The following is an 11,624-nucleotide window of genomic DNA, read 5'->3' on the forward strand; positions in this document are numbered from 1 at the left end:
CTTGCAGCTCTTGCAGCTCTTGCGGCTCTCGCGGCCTTGCGCTGCCACTGTACGGCGGGCCGCCGGAACCCCCGCAGGCGGCCGGTCCCGCCGGACCGCGAGCCATGCGTATTTGATCTGTCCTCACACGATCGGATGAATGCGGGGCGAAGGTAGCGATCAGGGCGTTTGGCGGCCGCTAAGTTCACGCCGTTCCAGAACGCGATCAGGGAGACCGGCAGGCTGATGACGGAACGACCCCCGCAGCGCATCCCCAACCGTCAGCTAGCCGCGCTCATCGCGGAGGCGGGCTTCTCCAACGCAGGGCTGGCTCGGCGAGTCGATCAGTTAGGGCTTGAGCACGGCCTCGACCTGCGTTACGACAAGACGTCCGTGACCCGCTGGCTGCGCGGTCAGCAGCCGCGTGGCACGACACCGGCGCTCATCGCCGAGGTCTTCACGCGGCGGCTCGGAAGACGGCTGTCCGCACAGGACCTCGGGCTCGACGCGTGCGCCCCGGTGTACGCCGGGCTGGAATTCGCCGCGTCCCCCGAGGAGGCCATTGACATCGTCAGCGGGCTCTGGCGGAAGGACTCCGGCAGCCACACCGAGCTCCGGAAGATCGCCTTCACCCCGGCCGGGCTGGTGGTCCCGAGCCGGGACTGGCTGATCGGCCGGGCCGACGAGCGGGTGGCCCGCGGCGCGCCGCCGCAGGCCCTCGCGGAGGGCGGCGTCCGGGTGCCCGCCCAGGCGCGGGCGCACCCGCCGCGCCAGCGGCACGCCGAGCGCGGCCCGGGCGGCCGGGTCTCGATGGGCGACATCGCGGCCCTGCGCTCGGTGGGGGAGCTGTTCCGCACCCTCGACCACGCCTACGGCGGCGGCCACGCCCGGCAGGCCCTCGTGCGCTACCTGGAGCACGAGGCCGAGCCGATGCTGCGCGGCACGTACGGCGAGTCCACCGGGCGGCGGCTGTTCGCCGCCGTGGCCGACCTCACCCGGCTCGCCGGCTGGACCTCGTACGACATCGCCGCCCACGGCCTGGCGCAGCGCTATTTCGTCCAGGCGCTGCGGCTCGCCCAGGCGGCGGGCGACCGCGCCTACGGCAGCTATGTGCTGGTCACCATGAGCCGCCAGGCGGTCTACCTCGGCCACGGCCGGGAGGCGGTGCAGCTGGCCCGTGTCGCCCAGCAGGGCGTGGGGGCGAGCGCGCCGTCCGTGGTGCAGTCGCTGCTGCACGCGGTGGAGGCGCGCGGGCACGGCGTGCTGGGCGAGGTACGGGCCTGCTCGGCGTCGCTCGCGCGGGCGGAGCGGGCCCTGGAGGTCTCCCGGCCGGGCGACGACGTGCCGTACTGGGCCAGGTTCTTCGACGAGGCCCAGCTGGCGGACGAGTTCGGGCACTGCCACCGCGACCTCCAGCAGTACCGGGCCGCGGCGCAGCACGCGGAGCGCTCCCTCCAGCTGCGCAGCCAGGCGTACGCCCGCAGCCGGCTCTTCTGCCGGGTGGTCCTGGCCACGGCCCGGCTGGGGCTCGGCGAGCTGGAGCAGGCGTGCACCCTCGGCGCGGAGGCGGCGGCGCAGGCGGCGGAGATGCGGTCGGTGCGGGCCCTGGAGTACATCCGGGACTTCGAGCGCCGGCTGGAGCCGTACCGGGACGCGGCGGCGGTCCGGGCCTACCGGGAGAAGGTGGCGCTGCTGTGAGGGCGGCCGGGCGGGCCGTTTCCGGCGGCCCGCCCGGCCCCCTCGCGGCCGGTGCCCGCTACGCCGCCTGGAGCTCTTCCGAATCCGCCGGGTGCGGGGTGCGGATGCCCAGGTCGCGGAGGACCGCCAGGGCGGCGCGGCGGCCCGAGAACAGGGCGCCCTGCACCGTGCTCGTGTCACGGTGGTCACCGCACACATAGAGCCCGGACAGCAGGCGCACCGGGCGCCGCACGTCGTGCGGGGCCGGCATGGCCGGGACCGCGTCGGGGTCGTGGTGGGCGGAGAGCAGCCGCCAGCCGCCGGTCGAGGTGCCGTAGACGCGGGCCAGCTGGGCGCGCGCGGCGCGGTCCAGCTCGGAGGTCGGCATGCCCGCCGCCGCGCCGAGCACCGTCGACGTGATCAGCGCCCGGCCGTCGGGCGCCCGCGTCGGGTCCACCTCGCTGGCGACCATGGTGTGCGCCACCGGTCCGCGCCGGCCCGCGGCGATGATCAGCGAGGCGTCCCGCAGCGGTGGCTCGTCGGCCGTGTGGTGCAGGACCGTCACCGGGTGGAAGCCCGGCAGCCGCAGTCCGGGGATCAGCTCGGTGGCGGCCCGCGCGCCCGTGGCCACGACGACCGAGCGGCAGCGGATCTCGCCGTGCCCGGCGGTGCCCACGGAGGTGGTGCAGGCGGTCTTGGCGTGCACCCCGGTGCGTACCGTCCCGGGCGGCAGCAGCGCCGCCAGCAGCTCCGGCACGGTGTCGGCGCCGCCCTCGGGCAGGCACAGCCGGCCCCGCGCGTAGCCGCGCAGCACGAGGTCGGCGCACCGGCTGGAGGTGGTGAGGTCCGGGTCGCACAGCAGCGAGGCCAGCAAGGGGCGCAGGAAGCCCTCGACCGTACGGGCCGGCAGGCCGCGCCCGGTCAGCGTGTCGGCGGTGGCCCGGTCGGGACGGGCGAGCACCCGGTGCGCGGGCAGGGCCGCCAGCCGGGCCAGGGCCACCCCCAGGCGCGCCTGGTCGAGGCCGCCGGAGCGGGAGGCGCGGGCGGCCGTGGCGAAGGCCCTGGCGGTGGTGAAGGCCCGCTTGCCGCCGCGCGGCTCGCCCGTGCGCTGGTTGCGCCCGTCGGCGTGGACCAGGACCCCGGGGGTGAACGGGCGCAGGGTGAGCCCGCCGAGCCCGGGGGTGCCCAGGAGCTCGGGGAAGGCGGTGTTGAGCAGCTGCGCCGTGCGATCCAGTCGGAAGCCGTCGATCCGGTCGGTGGTCATACGGCCCCCCACGTACGGGGCGGCCTCCAGGACGGTGACCGTCACCCCCGCGGCGGTGAGCCGGTGAGCCGCGGAGAGGCCGGCGAGACCGGCTCCCACGATGACGACGTCGGCGTCGTGTGCGGTCTCGCGTGCGCTGCTGAGCACGTGCCCTCCCGGGGGTCGGTCCGCTCGCTCTGGGGCCTGATGCCCTCAACGGGCAGCGGCAATGCGCGAATTGCCTCGACCGTAGAGAGAAATTCGGTCAACAACAGTCGCGCACGGACAGAGCACGGTCGCACGGCGGTAGCACGTCACCCGGCGCCGTGGCCGGTCCGTGTTCAGGGCGTGTCCGTCAGCGCCGCCCGTACGGCGCTCTCGACGCGCGGGTAGGAGAAGGAGAATCCGGAGTCCAGGAGCCGCCGCGGCACCACGCGCTGACTGCGCAGCAGGTCCGAGGCCATCTCGCCGAGCGCCAGGGTGAGCGCCGGCGCGGGCACGGTGAGGAGCGTCGGCCGGTGCAGTACGCGCCCCATGGTCCGGGTGACCTCACGGTTGGTGACCGGATGAGGTCCCGTCAGATTGACCGGGCCCGCCAGGCTCTCCGTCGCCAGCAGATGGCGGAGCGCCGCGACATGATCGTGCAGCGCGATGAAGCTCCAGTACTGCCGTCCGCCCCCGATGCGCCCGCCGAGGCCGGCCCGGAAGAGGGGGAAGAGCTTGCCCCAGGCGCCGCCGTGCCGGGCGACGACCAGGCCGGTGCGCGCGAAGACGGTCCGTACGCCCGCCTCGGCGGCCGGCGCGGCGGCCTCCTCCCACTCCTGGCAGACGTCCGCGAGGAAGCCGGAGCCGGGCGGTGCGCTCTCGTCGGTCACCCGGTCGCCGGTGTCGCCGTAGACGCCGACCGCGCTGCCGCTCACCAGGACGCGCGGCGGGGTGTCGAGCGAGGCCAGCGCCTCGGCGAGGGCGGCGGTGCCGAGGACGCGGCTGTCGCGGATCTCCTTCTTGTACGCCTCGGTCCAGCGGTGGTCGCCGATCCCGGCGCCGGCGAGGTGGACGACCGCCTCGCAGCCGGCGAGCCCGGCGGTGTCGACCCACTGCCTCTTGGGGTCCCAGGCGACCTCGCCGGGGGCGTGGGGCGGGTGGCGGACGAGGCGGACGACGTCGTGACCGTCCTTTCGGAGGTCGCGGGTGAGGGCGGTGCCGATGAGTCCGGTGGAACCGGTGAGGGCGATTCGCATGGGGGCATCCTGCCGGGGGTTGGGGCGGGGGTGGGTCTGTGGGGTGTGGGGTGGTGCGGCGGCGGTGCGCCTGCGGCGGGCCTTTCCCCTACCCGCCCCTTCCCGAACCGGGGCTCCGCCCCGGACCCCGGTCCTCAAGCGCCGGACGGGCTGGTTCGTTGCCCGGAACCGGGAGAGATCCAGCCCGGCCGGGGCGCCTCCCGGCGGTGGCTGGGGGAGCTTGAGGCCACCGCGCGTCAGCGCCGACCAGGGGCCCGGGGGCTTGCCCCCGGTATCGGGAAGGGGCGGGTAGGGGAAAGCCTCCGCTAGCCACCGAACCGTTCCCACAGTCGTGGGAACCGTTCCGCGAGCGCTGCCTCGTCCTCCAGGTCCAGCGGTGTCCCCGAAGGCTCCGGCGGGGGGTTCGGCAGGCCCAGGTCCGGCGTCTCCGCGCCCGTCAGCTGCTCGTACGCCTCGTCCGCCGCGAAGCCCAGGTCCTCGCCGTCGCCGTCGACCTCGTCGTCGAAGTCCGCCAGGAGCTCGGCCAGGTGGTCGGGGTCGTGGACCGCGCCCTCGAAGACCTCGCGGCCCTGGCCGATCAGCCAGCAGCGGAAGTAGTCGAAGGCGTCGTCGCTCGCGCCGTTGAGCAGCACGGCGGCGGCGCCCCACAGGTCCCAGAGGTAGGCCCGGTTGTAGCGCGCCTCGAAGTGCCGGGCGAAGTCCACCACGCGCTCCGGGTCGAGCTGCATCAGCGCCTCGACCAGCAGGTCGGCCTGGTCCTCGGCGTCGCCCTCGGCAGCGTCGCGCGCGCTGTCGATGAGGTCCCAGAACTCCGTCTCGTCCATCACGCCACCAGCATCGTGCCTCCCACCTGCCCCCGCACGTGGAGCGGAGCGGATGCCGCCGTCTCGTTACCGGTGCGTCGCCGGAAAGGGATCCGCCGGAAATCCGGACAGCGGATGTCAGGTATGTGTGGCAGCGTCGGCAGGGCACCGAAGGACGGACCGGCAAGGGAACGAGGGCACCGGAGTGGACACCACCGCACGCGCGTACGCGGGGAAGCTGACAGGAAAGGTGGCGCTGGTCGCCGGGGCGACCCGGGGCGCGGGCCGGGCCATGGCCGTGGAGCTGGGCGCCGCCGGGGCGACCGTCTACGTCACCGGCCGGACCACCCGCGCCCGGCGGAGCGAGGTCGGCCGGCCGGAGACCATCGAGGAGACCGCGGAGCTGGTCACGGCGGCCGGCGGCACCGGCGTCGCGGTGCCCACCGACCACCTGGAGCGTGAGCAGGTCAAGGCGCTCGTGGAGCGGATCGACCGGGAGCAGGGGCGGCTCGACGTGCTCGTCAACGACGTCTGGGGTGGTGATCACCTGATCGAGTTCGACACCAAGGTGTGGGACGTCGACCTCGACAAGGGGCTGCGGATGCTGCGGCTCTCCGTCGAGACGCACGCGATCACCAGCCACTACGCGCTGCCGCTGCTGATCCGGCGGCCCGGGGGACTGGTGGTGGAGGTGACCGACGGGACCGCCGAGTTCAACAAGACCTACCGCGGCAACCTCTTCTTCGACCTGGCCAAGAACGCCCCCATCCGGATGGCCTTCGGCCTCGCCGAGGAGCTGGCGGAGTACGGCGGCACGGCCGTGGCGGTCACGCCGGGCTTCCTGCGCTCGGAGGAGATGCTCGACCACTTCGGCGTCACGGAGGCCACGTGGCGGGACGCGATCGAGAAGAGCCCGCACTTCGCGATCGCGGAGTCGCCGCGGTTCATCGGGCGGGGGGTCGCGCATCTGGCGGCGGATCCGGAGCGGGGGCGGTTCGGGGGGCGGTCGCTGTCGAGCGGGGAGTTGGCGAAGGTGTACGACTTCGATGACGCGGACGGGTCCCGGCCGGATTGCTTCGCGTATTTCGCGGACGTGGTGTTCGGGGGGAGGGAGGCGTCGGCGGAGTCGTACCGCTAGGGGTGCGGCGGGGGTTGCCGCTGCGCGGGGCCTTTCCCCACCCCGCCCCTTCCCGGATGTCCTCAATCGCCGGACGGGCTGAAATCAGCCCGTCCGGCGATTGAGGACCGGGGTCCGGGGCGGAGCCCCGGTATCGGGAAGGGGCGGGACTGGGGAAAGGCCCCGCGCAGCGGCACCCCCGCCCCCACCCCCGCCACCCCTCACCCGTACAGCTCCACCCCCCGCGTCGCCGCCTCCGCGAAGCGGGCCCGGAGTTCCGGGGGTTCCAGGACCTCCGCCTCCGGGCCCAGGGCGAGCAGCTGGGCGTAGGCCACCTCCAGCGTCTCCACCGGCAGGGCGACGGTGATCCACCCCCGCGCGTCCGGCGGGTCCGCGGCTTCCAGGGCCTCCCGGGCCGCCGTGCGGTCGGTGACGTGGGGCAGCCGGTGGGCGCCCGCCGGGGTCAGGCGCAGGACCGTGCGCTCCCGGAGGATGGAGCGGGCGAACTCCGCGGCGCGCTGTTCCCAGAAGGCCGGCAGGTCGAACTCCTCCGCGCGGGGGAAACGGTCCGCCCGTACGCTCACCGCCGTGAAGCGGTCCACCCGGTAGACCCGGAAGTCGCCGTCCGCGCGGGCCGCGAGGTACCAGACGCCCCCCTTCAGGACCAGGCCGTACGGCTCCAGGTCGCGCTCCACCTCGGTGTCCCGGCGGGAGTAGCGGGCCGTGAGCCGGCGGTCGTCCCAGACGGCGTCGGCGACGGCCGGCAGCAGCTCGGGCGGGTCGGCGGGCTGCCACCAGCCGGGCGCGTCCAGGTGGAAGCGCTGCGCGGCGCTCGCGGAGGCGTCGCCCAGCTCGGGCAGGAGGGCGGCGGAGACCTTGAGCCGGGCGGCCGAGGCGGCGTCGGCCAGGCCCATCTCGCGCAGGGCGGTGGGCACGCCGGAGAGGAAGAGGGCCTCCGCCTCGGTGCGGCCGAGGCCGGTGAGCCGGGTGCGGTAGCCGCCGACGAGACGGTAGCCGCCGGAGCGGCCGCGGTCGGCGTAGACGGGGATGCCCGCCTCGGAGAGGGCGAGGACGTCCCGGGCGATCGTGCGCTCGGAGACTTCCAGCTGCCGCGCCAGTTCGGACCCCGTCATCGAGGAACGCGACTGGAGCAACAGCACCAATGTGATCAGCCGGGCTGCGCGCATGGGTCCATCATGCCCACCGCGGAGGGGGGTCCGGTGCCGCGTGCGGGCAGGGGAGAGCGCGGGCCGTGCCCGGAACAGGGCGGCCCGCGATGCCGACGGCCCCGGATTGACCGGCCCGGGAGCGTCGGGTCCGGAGACGACAGGACCCGTGCGCCGAGCCAGGGCATGGAAGACGCACGGATTCCTGTTGTCATCCTCAGAGCCGCGCCACATCACAGGACAGGGCGTGCGGGAACGGCTCGGGAGAGACCATACGCCCCTGATCGATGATCGATCAATATCGGCCGGGTCGCCGCCCGGTCACATCCCGGCCACACCCCCGGCCGGGCCCCCTCAGACCTGCGGTGCGCAGCTCAGCACATGGGTCTTCAGCAGCTCGCCGATGTGCGGATCGCGCCGCCGGAAGGCCGCGACGATCGCCGCGTGGTCGTCCGCGTGGGCGCGCGGTTCCGGGCTGAGCCAGCGGATCGACAGCGTCGTCCACACCTCGATGCCCAGCGACTCCCAGGTGTGCAGCAGGACGGAGTTGCCCGCGGCCTTGACGATCTCCCGGTGGAAGGCGACCGTGTGCCGCACCTGCGCCTCGCCGTCGCCGGCCCGGTCCGCCCCGTAGAGCGCGGACACCTCCGGCTCCAGCATCGAGGCGTCCTCGGCCAGGGCGTCCGCGGCCAGCTCGGCGGCCACCTGCTCCAGGCCCGCCCGTACGGGGTAGCTCTCCTTGAGGTCGGTGGCGCTGAGCTCACGGACCCGGACGCCCTTGTTGGGCGCCGACTCGATCAGCCGCAGCGACTCCAGCTCGCGCAGCGCCTCCCGGACCGGTGTCTGGCTGACGGCCAGCTCGGCGGCGATCCGCCGCTCGACGATGCGCTCGCCCGGCTGCCAGCGTCCGCCCACGATCCCCTCCAGGATGTGCTCGCGGATCTGTTCGCGCAGCGAGTGCACGACGGGTGCGGCCATGGGTGCTCCTTAGCGGGCAGCGGGGATCGGAGGTCATTATTCCCCGGCCGTCCCGCCGCCACGGTGGTGGTACCGGCGCGGGGCACGCGAAAGGGCGCGGCCCCGGCCCGTACGGATACGGGACCGGGGCCGCGCCCTTCACGGCGTGCCGCTCAAGGGGGAGCCGGGGCTCAGAGACCGATCTCGGCCTCGAACTCGGCGGCCTCCAGGAGCTGCTTGACCGTCGTCAGGTAACGGGCGGCGTCGGCGCCGTCCACCAGACGGTGGTCGTACGACAGGGCCAGGTAGGTCATGTCGCGGATGGCGATGGTCTCGCCCAGCTCCGGGTGGTTGATGACCACCGGGCGCTTGACGGTGGCACCGATGCCCAGGATGCCGACCTGGTTCGGGGGCACGATGACCGTGTCGAACAGCGCACCGCGCGAGCCGGTGTTGCTGATCGTGAAGGTCGCGCCCGACATGTCGTCCGGGCTGATCTTGTTGGTGCGGACCTTGCCGGCCAGCTCCGCCGTCTTCTTGGCGATGCCCGCGATGTTGAGGTCGCCCGCGCCCTTGATGACCGGGGTCATCAGGCCCTTCTCGGCGTCCACCGCGATACCGACGTTCTCGACGTCGTGGTACGTGATGGTGCCCTCGTCGTCGTTGATCCGGGCGTTGACGACCGGGTGGGCCTTCAGCGCCTGGACGGCGGCCTTGACGAAGAACGGCATCGGGGACAGCTTGACGCCCTCACGGGCGGCGAAGGCGTCCTTGGCCTTGTTGCGCATCCGCATGATCTTGGTGATGTCCACCTCGACCACGGAGGTCAGCTGCGCCTGGCCGTGCAGGGCCTTCATCATGTTCTCGCCGATGACCTTGCGCATGCGGGTCATCTTGACCGTCTGGCCGCGCAGCGGCGACGTCTCGACGGCGGCGGCCTTCGGGGCAGCGGCGGCGGGCGCGGCGGCCGGGGCCGGCGCGACCTGCTTGGCGGCCTCGGCGGCGGCGATGACGTCCTGCTTGCGGATACGGCCACCCACACCGGTGCCCTGGACGGTCGCCAGGTTCACGGCGTTCTCGGCGGCGAGCTTGCGCACCAGCGGCGTGACGTACGCGCCGTCGTTCGCGGCGGCGACGGCCGGAGCGGCCGGAGCCGGAGCGGCGACCGGGGCCGGGGCCGGGGCCGGGGCGGCGGGAGCCGGAGCCGGGGTGGCGACCGGGGCCGGAGCGGCCGGAGCGGCAGCCGGGGCCGGAGCGGCCGGAGCCGGGGTGACCGGGGCGGCGGCGGGCGCCGGGGCGGCGGCCGGAGCCGGAGCCTCGGCCGGGGCGGCCGGGGCCGGAGCGGCACCGGCGGCACCGATGACGGCGAGCTTGGCGCCGACCTCGGCCGTCTCGTCCTCGCCGACCACGATCTCCAGCAGCACACCGGAGACCGGGGCCGGGATCTCGGTGTCGACCTTGTCGGTGGAGACCTCGAGCAGCGGCTCGTCGGCCTCGACGGACTCGCCGACCTCCTTGAGCCAGCGGGTCACGGTGCCCTCGGTGACCGACTCGCCCAGCGCGGGCAGCACGACGTCGGTGCCGGAGGCCTCACCGGCCGGGGCGGCGGGCGCCTCGGCGGCGGGGGCGGGAGCGGCGGGGGCCTCGGCGACCGGAGCCTCGGCCACGGGGGCCTCGGCCGGAGCCGCGGGGGCCTCGGCGGCGGCCGGGGCAGCGGCCTCGGCCGGGGCGCCGGAGCCGTCGTCGATGATGGCCAGCTCGGCGCCGACCTCGACCGTCTCGTCCTCGGCGACCTTGATGGAGGCCAGGATGCCGGACGCGGGGGCCGGGATCTCGGTGTCGACCTTGTCGGTGGAGACCTCGAGCAGCGGCTCGTCGGCCTCGACACGCTCACCCTCGGCCTTCAGCCAACGGGTGACGGTGCCCTCGGACACGCTCTCGCCGAGCGCCGGCAGTGTTACGGAAACCGCCATGGTTGCGGTTGCTCCTTACGAGTAGTGCGGATGGTGGTGCGCTCGGGACTAGTCGTGCGCGTGCAGCGGCTTGCCGGCCAGGGCCAGGTGGGCCTCGCCGAGAGCCTCGTTCTGCGTGGGGTGCGCGTGGATGAGCTGCGCGACCTCGGCCGGCAGCGCCTCCCAGTTGTAGACCAGCTGGGCTTCGCCGACCTGCTCACCCATACGGTCACCGACCATGTGGACGCCGACGACGGCACCGTCCTTGACCTGGACGAGCTTGATCTCGCCCGCGGTCTTGAGGATCTTGCTCTTGCCGTTGCCCGCGAGGTTGTACTTCAGGGCGACGACCTTGTCCGCGCCGTAGATCTCCTTGGCCTTGGCCTCGGAGATGCCCACGGAGGCGACCTCGGGGTGGCAGTACGTCACCCGGGGCACGCCGTCGTAGTCGATCGGCACGGGCTTGAGGCCGGCCAGTCGCTCCGCCACCAGGATGCCCTCGGCGAAGCCGACGTGCGCGAGCTGGAGCGTCGGGACGAGGTCACCGACGGCCGAGATCGTCGGCACGTTGGTCTGCATGTACTCGTCGACCAGGACGTAGCCGCGGTCCATCGCGACGCCCTGCTCCTCGTAGCCCAGGCCCTGGGAGACCGGGCCGCGGCCGATGGCGACGAGCAGGATCTCGGCCTCGAACTCCTTGCCGTCGGCCAGGGTGACCTTGACGCCGTCGGTGGTGTACTCCGCCTTCTGGAAGAAGGTGCCGAGGTTGAACTTGATGCCACGCTTGCGGAAGGCGCGCTCCAGCAGCTTGGAGCTGTTCTCGTCCTCGACGGGGACGAGGTGCTTGAGGCCCTCGACGATGGTGACGTCGGTCCCGAAGGACTTCCAGGCGGAGGCGAACTCGACGCCGATGACGCCGCCGCCCAGCACGATCGCGGACTTCGGGACGCGGTCGAGCGTCAGCGCGTGGTCCGAGGAGATGATGCGGTTGCCGTCGATCTCCAGGCCCGGCAGCGACTTCGGCACGGAGCCGGTCGCCAGCAGGACGTGGCGGCCCTGGACGCGCTGGCCGTTCACGTCCACGGAGGTCGGGGAGGACAGCCGGCCCTCGCCCTCGATGTAGGTCACCTTGCGGGAGGCGACCAGGCCCTGGAGGCCCTTGTACAGGCCGGCGATCACGTCGTCCTTGTACTTGTGGACGCCCGCGATGTCGATGCCCTCGAAGGTGGCCTTGACACCGAACTGCGCGGCCTCGCGAGCCTGGTCGGCGATCTCACCGGCGTGCAGCAGCGCCTTGGTGGGGATGCAGCCGTTGTGCAGGCAGGTGCCCCCGAGCTTGTTCTTCTCGATCAGAGCGACGTCCAGACCCAGCTGCGCTCCGCGCAGGGCAGCGGCGTAACCGCCGCTACCGCCTCCGAGGATCACTAGGTCGAAAACGGTGCTGGCGTCGTTCGCCACGTCACGTCCTCCATGCATGGAATACGCCGGA

Annotated in this window: 9 protein-coding genes; 2 read left to right on the forward strand and 7 right to left on the reverse strand. The window is 73.7% G+C overall.

The features are described 5' to 3' along the window. Positions 1–225 precede the first annotated feature (225 nt). Positions 226–1,677 (forward strand): regulator, encoded by a 1,452-nt coding sequence (locus tag SMD11_RS24040; protein WP_087930704.1) that lies wholly within the window; start codon positions 226–228, stop codon positions 1,675–1,677. 58 nt (positions 1,678–1,735) lie between these two features. Here SMD11_RS24040 and SMD11_RS24045 read toward each other — a convergent pair whose 3' ends face one another. From SMD11_RS24045 to SMD11_RS24055, 3 genes are all read right to left on the reverse strand, one after another. Continuing rightward, the gene (locus SMD11_RS24045; protein ID WP_087928409.1) at positions 1,736–3,067 is read right to left on the reverse strand and encodes an NAD(P)/FAD-dependent oxidoreductase; all 1,332 of its coding nucleotides are present in this window, start codon (positions 3,065–3,067) and stop codon (positions 1,736–1,738) included. 173 nt (positions 3,068–3,240) lie between these two features. After that, a complete protein-coding gene (locus tag SMD11_RS24050; RefSeq protein ID WP_087928410.1) occupies positions 3,241–4,140 on the reverse strand; it encodes a TIGR01777 family oxidoreductase in 900 nt (299 codons plus the stop codon). Positions 4,141–4,445: 305 nt separating this feature from the next. Further along, positions 4,446–4,964, reverse strand: a complete 519-nt coding sequence (locus SMD11_RS24055) for a DUF4240 domain-containing protein (RefSeq protein ID WP_199844091.1) — start codon at positions 4,962–4,964, stop codon at positions 4,446–4,448. A 184-nt stretch (positions 4,965–5,148) separates the two neighbouring features. Here SMD11_RS24055 and SMD11_RS24060 point away from each other — a divergent pair, with 184 nt between their 5' ends. Continuing rightward, entirely contained in the window at positions 5,149–6,081 is a 933-nt protein-coding gene (locus tag SMD11_RS24060; protein WP_234366153.1) for an SDR family oxidoreductase, read from the forward strand. Positions 6,082–6,281: 200 nt separating this feature from the next. On the opposite strand, the gene SMD11_RS24065 is transcribed toward SMD11_RS24060, so the two are convergent. The 4 genes from SMD11_RS24065 to lpdA all read right to left on the reverse strand — a co-directional run bounded on the left by SMD11_RS24065 (position 6,282) and on the right by lpdA (position 11,593). Further along, on the reverse strand, positions 6,282–7,247 hold the full coding sequence (locus SMD11_RS24065; RefSeq protein WP_087928413.1) for a helix-turn-helix transcriptional regulator: 966 nt from the start codon (positions 7,245–7,247) through the stop codon (positions 6,282–6,284). Between the two features lie 333 nt (positions 7,248–7,580). Beyond that, positions 7,581–8,204 (reverse strand): GntR family transcriptional regulator, encoded by a 624-nt coding sequence (locus SMD11_RS24070; protein ID WP_087928414.1) that lies wholly within the window; start codon positions 8,202–8,204, stop codon positions 7,581–7,583. A 170-nt stretch (positions 8,205–8,374) separates the two neighbouring features. Further along, a complete protein-coding gene (gene sucB, locus SMD11_RS24075) occupies positions 8,375–10,156 on the reverse strand; it encodes a 2-oxoglutarate dehydrogenase, E2 component, dihydrolipoamide succinyltransferase (RefSeq protein WP_087928415.1) in 1,782 nt (593 codons plus the stop codon). A gap of 48 nt (positions 10,157–10,204) precedes the next feature. Beyond that, positions 10,205–11,593: a dihydrolipoyl dehydrogenase gene (gene lpdA / locus SMD11_RS24080; RefSeq protein ID WP_199843939.1), complete on the reverse strand. Its 1,389-nt coding sequence runs from the start codon at positions 11,591–11,593 to the stop codon at positions 10,205–10,207. Positions 11,594–11,624: the final 31 nt, after the last annotated feature.

Origin of the sequence: Streptomyces albireticuli, assembly GCF_002192455.1 — a bacterium.
Classification (GTDB): Bacteria; Actinomycetota; Actinomycetes; order Streptomycetales; family Streptomycetaceae; genus Streptomyces; species Streptomyces albireticuli_B.

What these genes read in the sequence shown, in the direction of transcription:
- SMD11_RS24040 (WP_087930704.1), top strand. Translation starts at nt 226, where the DNA reads ATGACGGAACGACCCCCGCAGCGCATCCCCAACCGTCAGCTAGCCGCG.
- SMD11_RS24050 (WP_087928410.1), bottom strand. Translation starts at nt 4,140, where the DNA reads ATGCGAATCGCCCTCACCGGTTCCACCGGACTCATCGGCACCGCCCTC.
- SMD11_RS24055 (WP_199844091.1), bottom strand. Translation starts at nt 4,964, where the DNA reads ATGGACGAGACGGAGTTCTGGGACCTCATCGACAGCGCGCGCGACGCT.
- SMD11_RS24065 (WP_087928413.1), bottom strand. Translation starts at nt 7,247, where the DNA reads ATGCGCGCAGCCCGGCTGATCACATTGGTGCTGTTGCTCCAGTCGCGT.
- SMD11_RS24070 (WP_087928414.1), bottom strand. Translation starts at nt 8,204, where the DNA reads ATGGCCGCACCCGTCGTGCACTCGCTGCGCGAACAGATCCGCGAGCAC.
- sucB (WP_087928415.1), bottom strand. Translation starts at nt 10,156, where the DNA reads ATGGCGGTTTCCGTAACACTGCCGGCGCTCGGCGAGAGCGTGTCCGAG.